21 protein-coding genes are annotated in these 18,518 nt (G+C 67.5%); 11 read left to right on the top strand and 10 right to left on the bottom strand.

The features are described from left to right. The coding region (locus ACESK5_RS10735) for an AMP-binding protein (protein ID WP_372911564.1) at nt 1–967 on the bottom strand (967 nt) is incomplete at its 3' end. A gap of 90 nt (nt 968–1,057) precedes the next feature. Between ACESK5_RS10735 and ACESK5_RS10730 the strand changes: the two genes are divergently transcribed. Beyond that, nucleotides 1,058–2,458, top strand: a complete 1,401-nt coding sequence (locus tag ACESK5_RS10730) for a short-chain fatty acid transporter (RefSeq protein ID WP_372911563.1) — start codon at nt 1,058–1,060, stop codon at nt 2,456–2,458. A 47-nt stretch (nt 2,459–2,505) separates the two neighbouring features. After that, the gene (locus ACESK5_RS10725; RefSeq protein WP_372911562.1) at nt 2,506–3,087 is read left to right on the top strand and encodes a GNAT family N-acetyltransferase; all 582 of its coding nucleotides are present in this window, start codon (nt 2,506–2,508) and stop codon (nt 3,085–3,087) included. 50 nt (nt 3,088–3,137) lie between these two features. On the opposite strand, the gene ACESK5_RS10720 is transcribed toward ACESK5_RS10725, so the two are convergent. Both ACESK5_RS10720 and ACESK5_RS10715 read right to left on the bottom strand, forming a co-directional pair. Further along, nucleotides 3,138–3,353 carry a hypothetical protein gene (locus tag ACESK5_RS10720; RefSeq protein WP_372911561.1) on the bottom strand — a complete coding sequence of 72 codons (216 nt, stop codon included), beginning with the start codon at nt 3,351–3,353 and terminating at the stop codon, nt 3,138–3,140. 59 nt (nt 3,354–3,412) lie between these two features. Further along, nucleotides 3,413–3,709, bottom strand: a complete 297-nt coding sequence (locus tag ACESK5_RS10715) for a hypothetical protein (protein ID WP_372911560.1) — start codon at nt 3,707–3,709, stop codon at nt 3,413–3,415. A gap of 96 nt (nt 3,710–3,805) precedes the next feature. On the opposite strand from ACESK5_RS10715, the gene cdd reads away from it, so the two are divergent. Next, complete coding sequence (gene cdd / locus ACESK5_RS10710) at nt 3,806–4,246, top strand: cytidine deaminase (RefSeq protein ID WP_372911559.1); 441 nt, start codon at nt 3,806–3,808, stop codon at nt 4,244–4,246. Nucleotides 4,247–4,431: 185 nt separating this feature from the next. Here cdd and ACESK5_RS10705 read toward each other — a convergent pair whose 3' ends face one another. Beyond that, complete coding sequence (locus ACESK5_RS10705) at nt 4,432–4,674, bottom strand: hypothetical protein (protein WP_372911558.1); 243 nt, start codon at nt 4,672–4,674, stop codon at nt 4,432–4,434. Nucleotides 4,675–4,931: 257 nt separating this feature from the next. On the opposite strand from ACESK5_RS10705, the gene purM reads away from it, so the two are divergent. Next, nucleotides 4,932–6,002 (top strand): phosphoribosylformylglycinamidine cyclo-ligase, encoded by a 1,071-nt coding sequence (gene purM / locus ACESK5_RS10700; RefSeq protein WP_372911557.1) that lies wholly within the window; start codon nt 4,932–4,934, stop codon nt 6,000–6,002. Nucleotides 6,003–6,047: 45 nt separating this feature from the next. Continuing rightward, the gene (locus ACESK5_RS10695) at nt 6,048–7,364 is read left to right on the top strand and encodes a cytochrome P450 (protein WP_372911556.1); all 1,317 of its coding nucleotides are present in this window, start codon (nt 6,048–6,050) and stop codon (nt 7,362–7,364) included. Between the two features lies 1 nt (nt 7,365). Here the strand turns inward: ACESK5_RS10695 and ACESK5_RS10690 are convergent, their stop codons facing one another. Then, nucleotides 7,366–7,908, bottom strand: coding sequence for a CBS domain-containing protein (locus tag ACESK5_RS10690; RefSeq protein WP_372911555.1), 543 nt, complete (start codon nt 7,906–7,908; stop codon nt 7,366–7,368). Nucleotides 7,909–7,949: 41 nt separating this feature from the next. Further along, nucleotides 7,950–8,306, bottom strand: a complete 357-nt coding sequence (locus tag ACESK5_RS10685) for a DUF555 domain-containing protein (protein WP_372911554.1) — start codon at nt 8,304–8,306, stop codon at nt 7,950–7,952. A 337-nt stretch (nt 8,307–8,643) separates the two neighbouring features. On the opposite strand from ACESK5_RS10685, the gene ACESK5_RS10680 reads away from it, so the two are divergent. Both ACESK5_RS10680 and psmB read left to right on the top strand, forming a co-directional pair. Further along, the gene (locus tag ACESK5_RS10680; RefSeq protein ID WP_372911553.1) at nt 8,644–8,838 is read left to right on the top strand and encodes a hypothetical protein; all 195 of its coding nucleotides are present in this window, start codon (nt 8,644–8,646) and stop codon (nt 8,836–8,838) included. Nucleotides 8,839–9,004: 166 nt separating this feature from the next. Further along, on the top strand, nt 9,005–9,739 hold the full coding sequence (psmB, locus tag ACESK5_RS10675) for an archaeal proteasome endopeptidase complex subunit beta (RefSeq protein WP_372911552.1): 735 nt from the start codon (nt 9,005–9,007) through the stop codon (nt 9,737–9,739). Nucleotides 9,740–9,958: 219 nt separating this feature from the next. On the opposite strand, the gene ACESK5_RS10670 is transcribed toward psmB, so the two are convergent. Together ACESK5_RS10670 and ACESK5_RS10665 are read right to left on the bottom strand one after the other, a co-directional pair. Beyond that, nucleotides 9,959–10,207, bottom strand: a complete 249-nt coding sequence (locus ACESK5_RS10670; protein WP_372911551.1) for a hypothetical protein — start codon at nt 10,205–10,207, stop codon at nt 9,959–9,961. 132 nt (nt 10,208–10,339) lie between these two features. Beyond that, nucleotides 10,340–11,869 carry a hypothetical protein gene (locus tag ACESK5_RS10665; RefSeq protein ID WP_372911550.1) on the bottom strand — a complete coding sequence of 510 codons (1,530 nt, stop codon included), beginning with the start codon at nt 11,867–11,869 and terminating at the stop codon, nt 10,340–10,342. Between the two features lie 186 nt (nt 11,870–12,055). On the opposite strand from ACESK5_RS10665, the gene ACESK5_RS10660 reads away from it, so the two are divergent. The 4 genes from ACESK5_RS10660 (at nt 12,056) to ACESK5_RS10645 (ending at nt 16,740) form a co-directional block, all read left to right on the top strand. Continuing rightward, nucleotides 12,056–13,429 (top strand): ethanolamine ammonia-lyase subunit EutB, encoded by a 1,374-nt coding sequence (locus ACESK5_RS10660; protein WP_372911549.1) that lies wholly within the window; start codon nt 12,056–12,058, stop codon nt 13,427–13,429. Next, entirely contained in the window at nt 13,426–14,193 is a 768-nt protein-coding gene (gene eutC, locus ACESK5_RS10655; protein WP_372911548.1) for an ethanolamine ammonia-lyase subunit EutC, read from the top strand. The genes ACESK5_RS10660 and eutC overlap by 4 nt, the downstream gene beginning before the upstream one ends. Nucleotides 14,194–14,393: 200 nt before the next feature. After that, a complete protein-coding gene (locus tag ACESK5_RS10650; RefSeq protein ID WP_372911547.1) occupies nt 14,394–15,884 on the top strand; it encodes an ethanolamine ammonia-lyase reactivating factor EutA in 1,491 nt (496 codons plus the stop codon). 94 nt (nt 15,885–15,978) lie between these two features. Further along, nucleotides 15,979–16,740: an MBL fold metallo-hydrolase gene (locus tag ACESK5_RS10645; RefSeq protein ID WP_372911546.1), complete on the top strand. Its 762-nt coding sequence runs from the start codon at nt 15,979–15,981 to the stop codon at nt 16,738–16,740. Between the two features lies 1 nt (nt 16,741). On the opposite strand, the gene ACESK5_RS10640 is transcribed toward ACESK5_RS10645, so the two are convergent. Together ACESK5_RS10640 and ACESK5_RS10635 are read right to left on the bottom strand one after the other, a co-directional pair. Further along, a complete protein-coding gene (locus ACESK5_RS10640) occupies nt 16,742–17,329 on the bottom strand; it encodes a hypothetical protein (protein WP_372911545.1) in 588 nt (195 codons plus the stop codon). An 89-nt stretch (nt 17,330–17,418) separates the two neighbouring features. Further along, complete coding sequence (locus tag ACESK5_RS10635; RefSeq protein WP_372911544.1) at nt 17,419–18,516, bottom strand: DNA topoisomerase IV subunit A; 1,098 nt, start codon at nt 18,514–18,516, stop codon at nt 17,419–17,421. Between the last annotated feature and the right edge of the window lie 2 nt (nt 18,517–18,518).

The following is an 18,518-nucleotide window of genomic DNA, read 5'->3' as shown; positions in this document are numbered from 1 at the left end:
AGAAGAAGCGGTCGGCGGGCTTGTGGTCGAAGCCGAAGTAGATCTCTTTGGCGCACTGCATCTGGACGCCGGCGTGGGTGTGGACGATCCCCTTCGGCTTGCCCGTGGTGCCCGACGAGTACAGCAGTATCGACTCCTGGTCGGCGGGGAGCGACTTCGTGTCGTACTCGTCGTCTTGCGACGCGACGGCGTCGGCCCACCACTCGTCACGGTCTTCCATCCAGAGGTCGACTTCGTCGCCGAGGCGGTCGTAGACGACCGTGTGTTCGACGTAGCCAGCCTCTTCGATGGCTTCGTCCGCAGTCTCTTTGAGGGTGAGCGGCTTGCCCCGCCGGTAGAAGCCGTCGCCGGTGAACAGCACCGAACACTCCGAATCGTCGATTCGGGTCGCGGTGGCGTCGACGCCGAACCCCGAGAAGATGGGGACGGCGATGGCGCCGACTTTGAAACAGCCGTACAGAATCGAGACGACCTCGGGGACCATCGGCATGTACAACCCGACCGTATCGCCGGTGTCGATACCCTTCGACTCGAGGTAGTTGGCGACCTTGTTGGACTGGCGGGCGAGCTCGTGGTAGGTGATCTCGCGGACGTCGCCGGGTTCGCCCTCCCAGATACAGGCGACGTTGTTTCTCGTCTCGGCGTCGACGGCGGCGTGGCGGTCGACGACGTTGTGTGCGAGGTTCAACTCCCCGCCGGGATACCACCGCGAGAACTGCGGACCGTCGGCGTCGTCGCGGACCTCGTCGTACTCCTCGTAGAAGTCGATACCGAGGTAGTCGGGCATCGTGTCCCAGAACCACTCGACACCGGAGTCGTCGACGCCCTCAACGTCGGTGGTGGTGCGCTCGACGAGTTCGTCGTAGTCATCGATACCGAACTCCTGCATGAACTCGTAGACGTTGGTCGACTCGACGAACGCCTCGCTCGGTTCGTGGACGACGTCGTCGGTGTCTGGAACCCTCATAGTGTCAACTCGATATCCGAGTCACCTAACAGTTCTGGACGGCTAGTATCACCACCGTTATACCAGATTGTCATCGAACCTGGTAGTGTAATGTCGACACAGACACACGAAACGGCGATACAGCGATTCGGAAGTCGTGTCTCCGACGGCGTCGAGCGGTGGATGCCGAGTCCGTTCCTCTTCGCAGTCGTCTTGACGTACGTCGTGTTCGTCGCCGGTGTGGTGGTCGAGGGCGCGTCACCGGTCGCGATGGCACAGTACTGGCGGGACGGCTTCTGGGTGCTGTTGACGTTCGCGATGCAGATGGTGCTCATCCTGGTAACCGGCTACGCGCTGGCGTACCACCCGTGGGTCCAGCGGTTCATCTCGTGGCTCACGGGGCTCCCGAACGACGGGAAACAGGCGGTCGTGCTCGTCGGGGTCATCTCGATGGTGGTCGCGTGGGTCCACTGGGGGCTCGGTCTCATCGTCGGTGCCGTGATGGCGAGAGAGATGGGCCGCCGGGCGAACGAGCGTGGTCTCTCGGTCCACTACCCGCTCCTCTGTGTCGCCGGGTACATGGGCATGGGGCTGACGTGGCACTGGGGGCTGGCCGCGTCTGCCCCCCTCCTGATGAACACGCCGGGGAACGTCTTCATCGAACAGGGAGTCGTGGACGGGCTCATCTCGACCTCCCAGACCATCTTCCACCCGTACACGCTGGCGCTGGTCGTCAGCGGGATCGTCTACGCGGCAATCGTGCTGTACCTGCTCGCACCGCCAGCAGAACAGTCCGAGTCGATCACCGAGTTCGTCGCAGAGAGCCAGCTCGGCTCGGCGACGGCCGACGGCGGCGCCGACGTCGCGGATCCGGACGCCGAGACGGTCGGTGACCGCATCGACAACAGCCGACTTCTCGGAGGGGTCATCGCACTGACTGGCGTCGCGCTCTCGGTCTGGACGTTCGTCCAGCAGGGGCTCGGCGCGCTCAATCTCAACGTCGTCAACTTCCTGTTCGTCTTCCTCGGCCTCGCGCTCTTCACGCGCCCGGCGGCGTACCAGGAGGCGTTCTCGGACGCGGTTCCGGCGACGAGCGGTATCATCCTGCAGTTCCCGTTCTACGCGGGGATCATCGGGATGATGAACTCGTCGGGACTGTCCGAGACGTTCGCGGAGGCGCTGGTCTCGCTGTCGACGCCGACGACGTTCCCGATCGTCGCGTGGGTCACCGCCGGCATCATCAACATCTTCGTCCCCTCCGGCGGCGGCGAGTGGACCGTCATCGGCACCACCATCCTCTCGGCGGCGAACGAACTCGGTGTCCCGGCCGGGCAGGCGACCATCGCCTACGCCGTCGGTGACGCACACACGAACCTGTTCCAGCCGTTCTGGGCGCTCCCACTCCTGGGAATCACCGGCATCCGCGCCCGCGAGATGTTCGGCTACGCCGTGACGATGCTCGTCCTCCTGATTCCGTTCCTGGCGGTGGCGCTAACGGTCATCCCGTACTAGCCCGGCGCCGACAAACCCTTTTACGACACCGTCGTTAACTCCCCAGTATGTACGTCCGGGATGCCAAAAACAGGGAAGAGGTCTGGTTGCTCGACCACATCGAGGCGATGGGCCTGGACGACGCGGCGTTTCGCTCCCGCGACTACGTCGTCGCGCTCGACGAGGAGACGAACGAGAAGGCCGGCTTCGGCCGGATTCGCGTCCACAAGACCGACGAGGGCGACTACTGCGAACTCACGGGCATCGGCGTCCTCGACGCGTGGCGTGGCCAGGGCGTCGGCGCGCACGTCGTCGAACGACTGGTCGAGAAGAGCGGCGACGCCGGCTTCGACGTGGTCTACTCGTTCGCACTCGAGCCGACCTACCTCGCGCAGTTCGGGTTCGAGCCGGTTCCGACGGGTGAACTCCCCGCGCCGATGCGCGAGCGCCTCGAGACGAAGCGCGAGACCATGGCCGACGACATCGTCCCGATGCGACTCTCAGTCGACGGGTTCGAGATGCCCGAACGGCTCCGCGAGGCGTTCAAAATCGCCGTCCCGGCAGCGGAGGAGAGCACGCCGGAGGAGCGGCCGGAGGACTTCGGCATCGACCCCGACGATGCGACCTACAAGTACGACACCGGTCAGTGAGTCCGTCGCCGACGACCGGGAGGCCTGCTTCTGGTGTCCGGGTCCGGTCTTCAGGTCCGGTCGTCGAGGAAGTCGGTGCTGAAGACGATCCACGCCAGCACCGAACAGAAGAGGATGGGCGGAAGGATGGCGAGCCCCCACAGCGGCTCGATGCCCCAGAAGAGGAGCAAGACCACGTCCGCGAGTCCGATACCGAGGAACGGTAACACGGCCAGAGCGGCGCGCTTGCGGTTCTTCCCCGTCCCCTCGGCGAGCGAACTGGACATACTGAGTCTCGGACTCGGAGAGACAAAAGCGGTCCGTTCCGGACCGTCGGCGGGGTCGGTCACTCGGGGTCGTCCACGTCGACGTCGGCCCCGTCGCCCTCGTCGAACCGCGACGCGAGCGTGACGAGGCCGAAGAGCACGCCGAGCGAGACGGCCGCCAGGAGCATCCCGTAGACGGTCATCGTCGCCGGCGTCGTCGGCAGGGCGAGTCCGCCGACGAGCGGAATCGATGGCGCCACGTCGGCCCCGTTCGCCCCGACGAAGAAGCCGAGAATTCCCGCGAGGACGACGACGGTCACGGCGACGACGAGGAACACCCGGCGGCCGTCGGTGCTGTCGTCTGCTACGGAAGTCACGACCGAGGCTTGGGAAGCAACGGTATAGACCCTTTCCTCCCGCGCCGGGTGACGACACACCCGGGGTATATGACCGACAGCGCCCAACTCCCGCGCATGACAGACGCGACGCGGCCGACCGACGCCGAACTCGTCGACGCCGCCCGGGCGGCGCTCGCCGACGCGTACGTCCCCTACTCCGAGTACCGGGTGGGGGCGGCGCTGCTCACGGGCGACGGTGAGGTCTACACCGGCTGTAACATCGAGAACGCCAACTACTCGAACAGCCTCCACGCCGAGGAGGTTGCCATCGCGGACGCGGTGAAACACGGCCACGACACCTTCGAGCGTATCGCCGTCTCCTCGGGCGTCCGCGACGGCGTCACCCCGTGTGGGATGTGTCGGCAGACGCTCGCGGAGTTCTGCGACGACGACCTGGTCGTCCTCTGTGACGAGGGCGAGGAGTGGGCCGAGTACACGCTCGGCGAACTCCTCCCGAACACGATTTCGCTCGACACGCTCGACGCGGCGGAACGAGCGGGGGAGGGACCCGACTGAACCGCCCCCGCCCCTGCCCCTCTCGGGACCACGTCCGGTGGGATTCGACGCGAGAGGGGGACGAGACAGCGGTCGACGCGAGACGAGGGGGGCGAGAGACGGACGGACGGGGTGGAGCGCGTGCCGACGTCGGGCGGAGGCCGCGCGTGGTGGAGGGCCGAAGGGACCGGACCGGGCCGACGACGTCAGCGGGCGTGGTCGTGGCCGAGGGTCAGCGCGAGCACGTTGCCCGCGAGGAGTGCAAGGAACGGGAGGAGTTCGCTCCCCCCGATGCCGCCGGGGAGGAGGGGGATGTACGCGAGCGGGAAGACGACGGCGAGCCAGAACGCGAGGCCTCGCACCGTCTTCGAGGCGAGCGCGGGGAGGGACGCGAGCGTGCTGGTCGGGAGGGCGCCGAACCGTGGAGACTGGGAGTGAGCACCGGACATGGGCAGTTCACTGGAGGGGCGGAGCCACGATATAACGGTGAGAGCGTTGGTTCGTTTTCGCTCGAATTCCGGACCGTTCACCGGTGAACGGGACGCTTCATCAGCCACGTTCGACGTTTCACGACGCTTTCAGCGGGCTCGAGACCGTTCATAACTCGTTCTGAGAGCTTATCTCGAACCAGCACGACTCGGAGGAGTGCGTTCGGCCCGGCGCGGCAACCGAGGGGTTCATACCTGCCCCGTGGGTGCGTTCGGACATGACCGACGGCCCGGCGCGGCGGACGGACGGTGGCGCGGACGAGACGAGGGAGACGAACGAGACAGAGGACACCGAACGCGAGGGACTCACGTACGCCGACACCGGCGTCGACATCGAAGCGAGCGAGGCGGCGACGGCAGCGCTCGTCGCGGCCGCGGGCGACACCGGGTCGGGCGACTACGCCGGCCTGCTCGACATCGGCGACCGCTACCTCGCGCTCGCGACGGACGGCGTGGGGACGAAACTCCTCGTCGCGGAGGCCCTGGGCGACTACTCGACGGTGGGAATCGACTGCATCGCGATGAACGCCAACGACATGGTGGCCGCCGGCGTGCGTCCCGTCGCGTTCGTCGACTACCTCGCCGTCGACGAGCCGGACGAGACGTTCTCCGCACAGGTCGGCGAGGGACTCCGCGCCGGGGCCGAGGAGGCCGACGTCGCCCTCGTGGGCGGCGAGACGGCGGTGATGCCCGAGGTGGTCAACGGACTCGACCTGGCTGGGACCTGTGCGGGTCTCGCCGCGAAAGGCGCGCTGTTCGACGGGACGGCCCGAGAGGGGGACGCCGTCGTCGGCTTCCGCTCGTCGGGTATCCACTCGAACGGGCTCACGCTGGCGCGGACGGCGGCCACCCGCCGACACGAGTACACCGACCCGTATCCCGAGGCGGGAGGTGACGACGAACCCGACTACGACACCGTCGGCGAGGCGCTCCTGGAACCGACGCGCATCTACACCTACCTGCTCGATCCCATGCGGGAACACGGCGTCCACGCTGCCGCACACGTCACCGGCGGCGGCTGGACCAACCTGACGCGGATGGGCGAGTTCCACTACGTCGTCGACGACCCGTTCGACGCCCACTCGGTGTTCTCGTTCGTCCAGCGAGAGGGTGACGTCTCCGACGAGGAGATGCACCGGACGTTCAACATGGGGACGGGGTTCGTCTGTACCCTCCCGCCGAAGGCGGCCGAGGAACTGGCCGCTGCCACGGAGGGCCGAGTCGTCGGCCACGTCGAACCGGCAGACGACGGGGAGGTGCGCGTCTCGGTCCGCGGGCTGGACCTCTGAGAACCGGACCGTTTTCACGCTCGAACCGTACGAGTCGCACACGCGATGGCAGAGACGCCGCCGTCACCGACCGCACTACCCCTGCTGGGTCACACCGTCAGGTTCGCTCGCGACCCCTTCGGCTTCGTCGAACGTGCCGTCGACGAGTACGGAGACGTCGTCGAACTCGACGTCCTCGGGACCGACGGCCCGTACGTGCTCGCACACCCCGACCACGCCGAACGCGTCCTCGTCGACGGCGGGGACGCGTTCGAGAAGACCGACGACTTCACCGAGGCGTTCGGCGAGGGCCTCGTCGCCGTCGAGGGAACCGAGTGGGCGGACCAGCGGCAGTTCCTCCAGCCGCTGTTCTACCGGGAGGCCGTCCGCGGCTACGCCGAGACGATGGTCGACCAGATGCAGCGCCGCGTCGACCGCTGGCGCGCGGGCGAGACACGTCCGATGCGCGAGGAGATGGGGGCGCTCACCCTCGAAGTCGTCTTCGCGACCCTGTTCGGCCGCGAACTCTCGCTGTCGGGCGACGACGCACGGATTCGGCGGGCTGCGAGCGGCCTGAACGACCTGGTCGTTCCCACCTCCTGGGTGCTCCCCGACTGGGTGCCGACACCGAGTCGGCGGCAGTTCGAACAGTCGCGCCGGACGCTTCGCGAAGAGGTCCGTCGGTTGCTCCGGGAGCGAGCGGGTGACGAGGGAGACGGGTCGAGGGACCTGCTGTCGTTGCTCGCGGCGGCCCGCGACGACGGAGGATATCCTCGGACCGACACGGCCGTCGAGGACCAGCTCGTCAGCATGCTGTTCGCGGGCCACGAGACGACGGCGCTCGCGCTCACGTACACCTGGTACCTCCTCGCGCGCCACCCGGCAGTCGAGGCTCGGGTCCACGACGAAGTCGACCGCGTCGTGGGTGACGACCGGCCGCGGGCCACGCACCTCGACGACCTCGAACGCACGACGCGCGTCGTCAGGGAGTCGATGCGGCTCTACCCGCCGATTCACACGATTCCCCGGCGGACGACTCGGCCCGTGACGGTCGGAGGCTACCGGGTCCCCGCGGGTGGAGAGGTGCACGTCTCCGTCGTCCGCATCCACCGCGACGACCGGTTCTTCGACGACCCGCTGTCGTTCCGTCCGGACCGGTGGCTCGACGACGACCGGCCGCGGTTCGCCTACCTGCCGTTCGGTGCGGGTTCGCGCCGATGCATCGGTCGGGAGTTCGCCCTCACCGAGGCCGTACTGGCAGTCGCCGCCATCGCTCGCGACTACCGACTCGAGTGGGCTGGCGACGGTGCTCTCGAACTCGCCCCGGAGATGACGACACAGCCCGCCGGAGATGTCCCGATGCGGATTCGGTCCCGGGAGTGAGTCAGGACATCTGCGCCGCGATGTCGGCGTCGGTGATGATCCCTACCGTCGCGCCGTCCTTCATGACCAGGACGGCGTCGTGACGGTCGAGGTAGCTGTCGACTTCGTCGAGCGTCGCGTCCGGTTCGACGGTGGTGAACGACTCGCGCATCACCTCAGCCACGGGGAGGTCGGTCACGTTGTCCTCGTGGACGTGCCTGATGTCGCTGTTCGAGATGAACCCCCGTGGACGGCCGTCGAGGATGACGGGCAGTTGCGAGAACCCCTCCTCGAGCATCCGGTCGCGCGCCTCGCGCACCGAGTCGTCCGGCGAGACGGAGACGACGTGCTCGTTCATCAGGTCCCCGGCGCGGACGACCTCCCCCTCGGCCTCGTTGAGCGCGTTGACGATGCGCCGCAGCGTCGAGAGACGTGGGTCGACGTCGTCGCCCTCGATGCGGGCGATGAGCGGCTGGGAGACGTCGGCCATCTCCGCGAGCGCGCTCTGGGTGAGTTCGAGCGACTCCCGGCGGTCTTTCAGTTCCTGCGGGGTCGGGAGTTCCATACCGCCTATAACCAGAGGTTATGACAAAAAGGTTGTGGGGCTCACTCCGACTCCGGTTCGGTCTCGACGATGTCGATGACCGAGAGCGGTACGTCCCTGAGGGCGCCGCCGACTTCGCTCTTCGCGATGCGTGCGGCGTGCTGTTCGCTGTCCGCGTTGAACACCTCGATTTCGAGGTCGAGGCCGACCAGCGCGGTGTTGGCGGCGATGAACGCCGAGTCGAACCCTTCCCCGCAGAAGGGACAGCCAGTGATGCCGACGTTCACGTCGACGTACTCTTTGTCCTGTTCGTTCAGCCGCTTCCCGGCTTCGCTGACAGCGACGCCGATAGCGTCGTCGACGTCGTCGACGTCACGCACGAGCCACGCGGCTTCGAGTGCGACGAGGTAGTTACTCATACCTCTTCATCGAGACTCGGGCTTTCGTCTCTTGCGGTTCGCCCGTCGCGTGCGTGGGGATGTCAGTCGTGACGCTGTGCCTCCGACGACGGCTCCCGCGGCGGTGCACAGGGGCCCCCGACCCCCCGTGAGAGACGCGCACTCCCTGTCGATTACGCGCATAACTTACGAGAATACTCGGGGTGAGTAACCCCATCGGTACGTTACTCACATTCGATACTCAGGTAGAGTTGCGTCTACCGCAACTCCAGTTTAATCGCACGACTGCGGCGACCTCGTCGAATCCACCGAGGGGGAAAGCTTATGTATCAAACCCGCTCCCAGGCGAAGTACGCAGATGATAGAAACCACGTATCGCGCTGGCCTGCTGGTCGCGTACCAGTTCGCCGTCTTCGTCGGCATCCTCCTGATGCCGGTGGCCCTGCTCGCACGCCAGGTCGGGGTTACGCTCCCGATCGGTCGCCTCGTCCAGACGCTCGACGAGGCGTACGCCGACGCTGCCGAGGCTACCGAGACGGCCGACGCACGCTGAACACGGACTCGTTCTCGACAGACCACGTCACGCTCAGCGGAGCGGACACGCCGGTCGCCGGGTGCGAGACGCGGGCGCTCCGGCCTGTGGCCCACCGGACCCGAGCGAGGCGGCAACGGCGGGGGGAAGGACTGCATTTATCAGCGCTGGCCGACAACGTCCGTCAATGCGTACCCCCACCCACGACGACTTCTCCGGCGGGTTCGACTCAGGAAACGGTCGACCGGTGTTCGGTCCGGAACTCGGCGAGTTCCCCAACGCCGACGAGCGGCGACAGTCGGCCGACGCGGGAGAGACGAACGAGATGAAGACCGGGACGACCACCGTCGGCCTCAAGACGGAGGACGGCGTCGTCCTCGCGACGGACATGCGCGCCAGCGCAGGCTACATGGTCGCCTCGAAGGACGTCCAGAAGGTCGAAGAGATTCACCCGACCGGTGCGCTCACCATCGCCGGGTCGGTCTCGGCGGCCCAGTCGCTCATCCGCTCGTTGAAGGCGGAGGTCCGCCTGTACGAGTCCCGTCGCGGCGAGGACATGAGCATGCAGGCGCTCTCGACGTTGACGGCCAACTTCCTCCGCTCCGGCGCGTTCCTCATCGTCCAGCCCATCCTCGGCGGGGTCGACGACGAGGGTCCCCACATCTACAGCATCGACCCCCTCGGCGGCACCACCGAGGAGGAGTACACGGTCACCGGTTCGGGGAGCCAGTACGCGCTGGGTGTGCTCGAACAGGAGTACGACGAGGCGCTCTCCATCGAGGACGCGAAGACCGTCGCCGCCCGGGCCATCAAGAGTGCCGTCGAGCGCGACCTCGCCTCGGGTAACGGCATCAACGTCGCAGTCGTCACCGAGGAGGGCGTCGACATCTCCCGGCACAAGGACTTCGAGGAAGTCCTGTAAGCCAGCGCGACATCCGCTTGGGCCTCTGTGCTGTCACGCGCCGACCGACGGGGACGAGCGACGCCTCGGCGCGTGAGCGGACCGAAGGGTGTGGACGGCCGTCGATTCACTGGCGGCGACGGGCCGTCGACCCGGTCGTCTCGACGGCTGCACTCTCGGGGCCGGTCCAGTACCGTCTCGGGGTTCACGCCCCCTTTCTCGCCCAGCGTCCGTGGTCGGCTAGCGTTCGACCACCACGTCCCGCGTTTTCTCGGCGTCGATCCCGAACAGGAATCCGGCGAGGAACAGGAGTTCGTTCCCGGTGTAGTATCGGGTGAGGACGTACTCGACGAGACCGATGTCCGGCGCGGCGACGCCGAGGACGACAAGCACGAGTGCAACGACTGCCGCGAGACCGGCGACCCACCGGACCACGACGCCACTGACGAGGCCCACCACGAAGACCACCACCGCCGCGAGGAGACTCACGACCGAACCACCTGCCGAGAGAGACTCGTCGTCGGTTGGCTCATAGGTCCTGTTACGCGGGGGGTGTACTTCACCGCTCGCTCGGGTCCGACACCGAGAGCGACGCCGAGACGAGTGCGAGTCGTTTCGGGGTCAGACCCAGTCGACGAAACAGCCCTCGAGCAGCGTCTCCTTCTGCCGTTCGATGTACGACCGCTGCATCCCCGTGACCGCCGCCGCGAACGACTCGCCGTGGTTCAGCCGCTGGCGTACTCGACTGCGCTTCCACGCGGCCGGCGTCGTGGCCGTCTCGACGCGCCGCCGGAGCGGGTCGACGTAGTACGCCGCCTCCTCCTCGGAACAGCCCGCCGACTCGAGGCCGTCGGCGGCGTGGTCGAGGAGGTCGGTGTACAGTTCGCCGGCGTTGGTCGTGACGTCGCCGGCGTTCGTCACCCAGGTCAGGTCGGCGTCGATGCCCTCGCGGGCGGCGGCGTAGAAGTTCTCCTTCGCCGTCTCCCACGAGAGGTTCTCGACGGGGTGTGCGCGCCGCGGGAGACTCTCCATCAGGCCGGCGAACGCCGCCTGGAACGCGATGGAGTCCCGGACCGTGGGCTGAGCGCTGATGGGTCGGAACTCGATGCGGGCGTTCGCTCCCGACCGAGTGGGTCCGTCGAACACCGGTCTGACCCACCGCCAGTAGGTACCGTGTTTCCGCCGGAGTGTGGCGAAGCGGTCGTCGTAGCGGTCACCGCCGGAGACGGACATCGGGACGACGCTCGGGTCGCTCGCGACGCGGTCGACGGCCTCCTCGACGGTGCCGACGTCGTGGGGGAAGCGGACCTTTTCGGAGTCCGCCGTGTTGAGAACCGACTCGAACACCGTGATCCGTCCCTCGTCCCAGCCGTCGGCGAGAATCTCCTCGGCGCTCACTCCCTCGTCGTAGAGGTCGGGTGGGAAGAAGGGGGCGTTGACGCCGAGTGCGAGGAGCGGACCGGCCACCCGCAGCGCGTACCCGAAGTAGGTGGGGAGGTCGGCGGCGTGGGCCACCTGGTAGTGCGGCTGGATGGACGTGATGAGGCTCTCGGGCATCACCGTCGGTGCCTCGAAGGAGACGTGTGGGGCGTCGACGCCCATCGCGTCGGGGGCGTTCGGCCCGTTCGCCATCGCGTGGTAGCGGACGGCGTCGCTCATGTTGGTCGCTAGTCGAATCCCGCCGACGTCCACGGCGTCGCTGAGATAGCCGCGTGCCGTCTCGCCCGCGGGAGGGATGGTCCAGAGCGCGTCGCTCACGAGACGCATCCCCTCGGACCGGGCACAGTCGAGTGCGGCAGAGAGGCGCGCCTTCACCTCCGACTCCTGTGCCCGCAGTCCGTACGCCGACAGCGGTTGCGGCGAGGTGGTCATCTCGGCGTTGTGCAGGCCCAGTTCCTTCTCGAACCCGATGAGTTCGAGGAGGCGACGGGGGACCCGCGTGAGCGCGTGCACTTCGTCGTCGGCGCGCCACCGGCCGTCGGCGACGGCGTAGAACTCGTACTCCAGGCCGACGATGGCCTGGTGGTTGTCGAACACGCCGTCCCGGAGGCCCTCTTTCACTACCTCGGCGTCGGCCCGCGCCTGCGCCTCGAACGACTCGGCGTCGACGTCGAGGACGTCCCTGACACGCTCGGCGAGGTCGGCGGTCATACCTGCCCGATTTCTCCTCGGGCCTCTTGAACGCGCCGCATCTCGCGGGAGGACTCGCTCCGCGGTTCGTTCTGCCGTCGACGCCAGACGCCCCCCATTAATACAAGTGAGCTTTAATACAGTAAACTAAATTTGGTTAACTAACAGGAGCTATTACGTAGTGGCACATGTTGACAGGATAATACGATGGCAACGTCGAACGCGTTCTCCGCCGGCGACTACAGCTTCGACTCGGTCCGAAGCCTGCTGGCGAAGGCGAACGAGCCGAAGACGGGCGACGAACTCGCGAACCTCGGCGCGGAGTCAGCCGCCGAGCGCGTCGCCGCAAAGCGCGCCCTGAGCAGGACCACGCTCGAGACCCTGCGCGAGAACCCGGTCGTGCCTTACGAGCAAGACGAGGTGACGCGGGTGATCCAAGACGCGGTCCGAGAACCGATTTACGAGCGTATCCGGGACTGGACGGTCGCGGACCTGCGCGAGTTCCTCGTCGACTCGTCGACGACCGACCGGGAGATACGCGCGATCAGACCCGGACTCACGAGCGAGATGATCGCAGCGGTCACGAAGGTCATGTCGAACATGGACCTCGTGCTGGTGACCTCGAAGGTAGAGGTGACCGCACGCTGTAACAACACCATCGGCACCGGAGGGACGCTGTCGTTCAGGCTGCAACCGAACGACCCGGCCGACGACGTCGAACGGATCCTCGACTCGACGCGGGAAGGGCTGTCGTACGGCGTCGGCGACGCGGTGATCGGCATCAACCCCGTCGAGGACAGCGTGGGCACGACGACGCGAATCCTCGAGGGGACACACGAGTTCATCGAGACGTGGGACATCCCGACCCAGAACTGCTGTCTCGCACACGTCACGACGCAGATGGACGCCATCCGCGAGGGTGCGCCCGCGGACCTGGTCTTCCAGAGCCTCGCGGGCACCGAGGCCGGGAACGACGAGTTCGGCATCGACGTGGAACTGCTCGACGAGGCCCACGACCTCGCACAGCGCCGCTGTACGTCCAGCGGACCGAACGTGATGTACTTCGAGACCGGACAGGGCGCAGAGCTCTCCGGCGCCGCACACGAGGGCGTTGACCAGCTCACGCTGGAGGCGCGGTGTTACGGCCTCGCGAAGCGGTACGACCCGTTCATCGTCAACACCGTCGTCGGCTTCATCGGTCCGGAGTACCTCTACGACGGCCGCCAGGTGATCCGTGCCGGACTCGAAGACGTGTTCATGGGACAGCTCCACGGCATCTCGATGGGCATCGACGCCTGCTACACCAACCACATCGACGCCGACCAGAACGACATCGAGAACCTCGCCGTCCTGCTGAGCGCCGCGGGCGCGAACTACTTCATCACGGTCCCGATGGGCGACGACGTCATGCTGAACTACCAGTCCAACAGCTACCACGACGCCGCCGCGCTGTGGGAGATTTTCGACCTCGGCCCCGCACCCGAGTTCCGTGCGTGGCTCGAGGAGATGGACATCTGGCGCGACGGCACGCTGACCGACCGTGCGGGCGACCCGACTATCTTCACGGACCCCAGACCATGACTCCGGACGACGACACCCTCACAGCGCGAACCGACCCCGAGGACGAGAGCGAACTCGAACGCATCGTCTCGCGCAACCCGTCCCGGCTCGGCGTCAGGAGAGCCGGCCCCCGCCCGCGAACGGAGACGATGCTCACGTTCCAGGCGGACCACGGCCGCGCCCGCGACGCAGTCCTGACGACTGTCGACGACGCCGTCGTCGAAGAGCTCGGTCTCCTGAAGGTCCGGACGCTCGTCGAGGACAAAGACCAGTACCTCGCTCGCCCGGACCTCGGCGCGGAGATATCCGAGGAGACCGCCGAGTACCTCCGCGAGCACGGCCAGCAGCACCCGCAGATACAGGTAATCGTCAGCGACGGACTGAGTTCGACCGCGGTGGAAGCGAACGTCCCCGACCTGTTGCCGGCACTCTTGGACGAACTCGACGAGCGGGGGCTGTCGGCGGGGACGCCCGTGTTCGTCGAGTTCGGTCGCGTCGACGTGATGGACGCCATCGGCGAGGAGTTGGACGCCGACTGCTGTGTCAACCTGATCGGCGAGCGGCCCGGCCTGCGGACCGCCGAGAGCCTCAGCGCGTACATGGTGTACGCCCCCGAACGCGGTGCGCCCACGGCGAAGAAGTCGGTCATCTCGAACATCCACGCCGGGGGGCTCCCGCCGGTCGAGGCCGGCGCGAAAATCGCCGACCTGCTGGCGGAGATGGTCGAACAGGAGGCCAGCGGACTGGACCTCACCGAGGACGACCGGGAGTTCCAGAAGGGCTAACTCCCGACGACGTCGTCCGTCTCGGTCGAGCGGTCCGTGGCGTGAGCCGAGCGACCGGAGGTCGTCGGGGCAGGCGTCGAGGTCAGTGGCGACGGTGGCGTCGGCGGCGTCGGCGACGACTGGCGAACGACCCCCGTCGGTGCCGGCGTCGCGGCTCCGGACACCGAACGCTTACCTCCCGGAGCGCTAGTACCGAACCCATGAGCGAGGGTCCGCTGACGAGCGTCGGAATCGACGTCGGGACCACGACGACGCAGGTGGTCCTGAGTCGCCTCCACGTCGCCTCGACCAGTCCCGGCGGTGCCGGCAAACTGGAGATCACCGACCGGGAGATACTCTACCGGGGTGAGATTCACGAGACGCCGTTGCTCGACGCGGAGACGATAGACGCCGGCGGCGTGGCGGCCATCGTCGAGCGGGAACTGGAACGCGCCGGCGTCTCCCGAACGGACATCGATACCGGGGCAGTGATCGTCACGGGCGAGACTGCGCGACGGGCCAACGCCGCCGCACTGGTCAGCGAACTGGCGCTCGAACTGGGCGATTTCGTCGTCGAGACGGCGGGCGCACACCTGGAGGCGGTTCTCGCCGGGCGGGGGTCGGGCGCGGCAGCCTACGCCAGCCGCGAGAACGCGACCGTCGCCAACGTCGATGTCGGTGGCGGCACGACCAACGTCGCGGTCTTCGACGGCGACGCCGTCCGGGAGACGCGGTGCTGTCGGATCGGTGGCCGCCTCGTGGAGTTCGACGACGGAACCGTACGAGCGGTCACCGAGACGATTCGGCCGCTGCTCGACCACCTCGACGTGGCGCTCGCAGTCGGTGACGACCGGTCCGCGAACGACCTTGACCGCCTCGTGGACGCGATGGCCGACTGTCTCGCGGACCTGCTCGCGGGCCCCCCGTATCCCGCCCCGCTCGACGACCTGGCCATCGGCGAACTCCCTGACGAACGGGTCGACCTCGACGCGGTGGCGTTCACCGGCGGCGTCGGGTCGCTCGTCTCGAACCCTGCCGACGCCGACCGTGACGCCTACGGTGACCTCGGCGTCGCGCTCGCGGGAGCCATCCGTGACCACGACCGCCTCGGCGACTGGCCGCGCCTCGACCCCGCCGAAGACATCCGGGCGACGGTGATCGGGGCGGGGACCGCGACCACACGCCTCAGCGGGCGGACGGTCGGCCTCGACGCGGGGGTGCTCCCACTCCGGAACGTCCCCGTCGTCTCTGTCCCACCACTCCCGGCCGGGGACGGGGCGACGCGTCGAACGGGCGGAGCGAGTCCGCACCAGGAGGACGGGGCTCTCGCCGCGCGGATACGCGACCACGTCGAGCAGGGGGTGGGTCTCTACGGGGAGGCTGCCGACCCGGCGCCGTCGGAGGACGGGTGGTTTTTCCTCGCGTTCGAGGACGTGGGGGCGCTGACCTACGACCGGATCGAAGCCCTCGCGGCGGCGGTCGTCACTGCGTACGACGACACGTCGGAGGCGGGTCCGATCCTGCTCCTGCTCGCTCAGAACTGTGGGAAGGCGCTCGCACAGTCGATTCGACGGGCACTGACGCCCCCCCGACCCGTGGTCGTGCTCGACGAACTGTCCGTCGAGCGGGGCACCTACGTCGACGTCGGCGAACCCATCACGGACGACGACACGGTTCCCGTCGTGGTGAAGACGCTGGCCTTCGAGGAGTGACGGCCGGTCCCCTCGCTCGCGCCCGCACGGCGACGCCCCGCCGGCTGCCGCTGGAATCCAGTCCATTAAGACGCTCGCCGTCCTCCGCCGACACATGACGATTCGCCACGACGGCCTCTCGGTCGACTGGCTCGGCTACGCGACGGTTCGCATCGAGACGCCCGGCGGCTTCGTCGCCTACCTCGACCCCGGACGGTACGGCGTCCTCACCGGCGAGTGGACGGGCGACTCCCCCGGCGCCGAGGCGGCCCACCCGGCGCCCACGGCCTACCACGCCCGGGACGCCGACCTCGTCTGTGTCACCCACGGTCACCACTACGACTCCGACGGCGTCGAACGGGTCGCGGGCGAGGACGCGACGGTGCTCGTCCACGAGGCGGTCAGCGCCAACGCGACCGACCGCGACGTCGTCGACCCCGAGGACCTCCCGTACGACGTCGTCCGCGTGACCGACGACGACCACCAGGTGGTCTCCGACGGGGACGTCGACGTCTGGACCGTCGCGGCGTACAACGACCCGGACGGCCCGTACACCCGGGCGGACGGCTCCGTCCTCCATCCGCGCGGGGAGGGCTGTGGCTACCTCCTTTCGCTCGACGGCACCACCGTGTTCTGGCCCGGCGACTCCGACGCTCACGGCGCGTTCTCGCGACTGGAGGTGTCGCTCTTCCTGGCCAACATCTCTGGGTCGGTCTGTATGGACCGCCACGACGCCGCCGACCTCGCCGAGTCACTCGACCCGGACCTGGTCCTCCCGGTCCACTACAACACGCGCGACTTCCTCGAAGCCGACTCCGGCGCGTTCGCGAGCGACGTGGCGAAGCGCGGCGTCCCGGTCGTGCTGGACGAGCGCTGACTCACCCCACCTCGACGTCGACGCCCTCCGCGACGGTGTCGGCGTCGGGGTCGACGGCCGACTCCTCGGTCCACGACACCTCGTCGGGCGGCGACTCCGACCAGTCCGGGGAGGTAGTGTACTCGACGCCAGCCTCGTCGAGGATATGCTGCATCACCGCGTTGCCCCGGGGCACGTCGATACCGAGGTGGTCGAGGTGCTCCTTCGGGTGTTCGGCGGGTTCGGCCTCGAAGTGGGCGGTCAGTTCGAGTCCCGGCGGGTCGTCGTGGCGGTAGCCGCGGATGTGGACCTGCCACCAGGGCAGGTCGGGGAACTCCGGGACGTGTGCCCACTCGACGCGACGGAGGTTCAGAATCTCGCCGCGGAAGCTGTACGACATCTCCCACCCCGGCTCGAAGTGGTGCCGCCCGAAGAACTCCTCTGCTTCTCTCTTGGTCATCTCGACCACGAGGTAGGGGTTCTCGCTCTTCTCGGTGGTGAAGGCGGTCTTGCGGAGCCACCAGTACACGCGGAGTAACTGTTCGGCGACGTCCGGGAGCGCCTTGATTCGACCCGGGTCTGTGCTGAGTGTCTCGGTACCACGTGACATAGTAGAGAGAGGCGTTCCGAGACGATGAAGCTGTCTGTGAGTCGAGAAGAGCGTGGCAGTCGGCGTGAGAGCCGCGAAACGAGCGGCGTTCAGATGACGCCCATCGCGTCGAGACGCTCGGGGAGGTAGGTGTCGGTGACGAAGTCGAGTCCCCGGGAGGCGAGCGCCTGCTGTTCGGCCTTCTTGCCGATGTCGAGCTGGAGTTCGATCTGTTCCTCCCAGTAGTCAGTCATGAATCGGGGGTCCTCCAGTTCGGACTGGAGGGCGTTGACGTCCGAGTCGGAGAGGGGGTCGGTGGGAAGGTCGTAGTCGACGATGTCCTGCGGCTGGATGCCGACGAACTCCGCCTCCGGCGTGGCGAGATACTCCGAAAGGTGTGCGGACTTGATGGAGCCGTAGGCGACGGAGCCGAAGATGCGGTAGCTCCAGGGGTCGCCGTCGGTGAAGACCACGACTGGGACGCTCAGTTCGTCGTGGAGGCGCTTCGTGATGCGTCGGGTCGCCCGGGCGGGCTGGCCCTTGAGGTGGACGACGAGGACGTTGTACGCCTCGTCGAAGCCGTTCTCGACCAGCCTGTCCCGCATGCCACCGGTCTCGACGCAGAGGACGAAGTCGATGTCGTGCTCCAAGAACTCGATGGTGTCGGGGTTGTTCGGAATCTGGTAGCCGCCCTCGCCGACGTCCTCCTGGCAGTGAATCTCGCGCTCGCCGCGGCGGGTCTGTTCGCGCAGTTTCAGCGGGCCCATCAGCGTCGCGCCGGACTCCTCGGGCCGCATGTGGAAGTCCTCTCGGGTGACGTGTGAGACGATTTCGAGGTCCTCGACCAGCTGGTTGGACTCGTCCTGGTCGGAGAAGTGCGCCTCCTCGGAGTCCCACGACTCCGAGAGGTAGTACAGTTCACGCAGGGTCGACGAGCGGCCCTCCTCCAGTTGGCGGGCGAGGAACTCGATGGTGTACGCGGCCTTGAGGAGCTTCCGGGCACCGCGGACCGAGTTGGCGGAACGCGTCGAGGTGCGGTCGCCGTACTTCCACACCTTCGACTCCTCGTCGTACTCGATGTTGCTCTTCGTCCGCGTCGGGAGGGTCATCTCGGGGACCTCTCCGCTCTCGAACTGGTCGTAGAACTCCGCTGCGAGGTCGATGAGGCGCTCGCGCGCCAGGTCGTCTTTGAGTTTCGTCTGCGACATGG

The organism is Salinigranum sp. (assembly GCF_041641895.1).
Classification (GTDB): Archaea; Halobacteriota; Halobacteria; order Halobacteriales; family Haloferacaceae; genus Salinigranum.
This window is presented reverse-complemented; position numbering and strand designations above follow the sequence as displayed.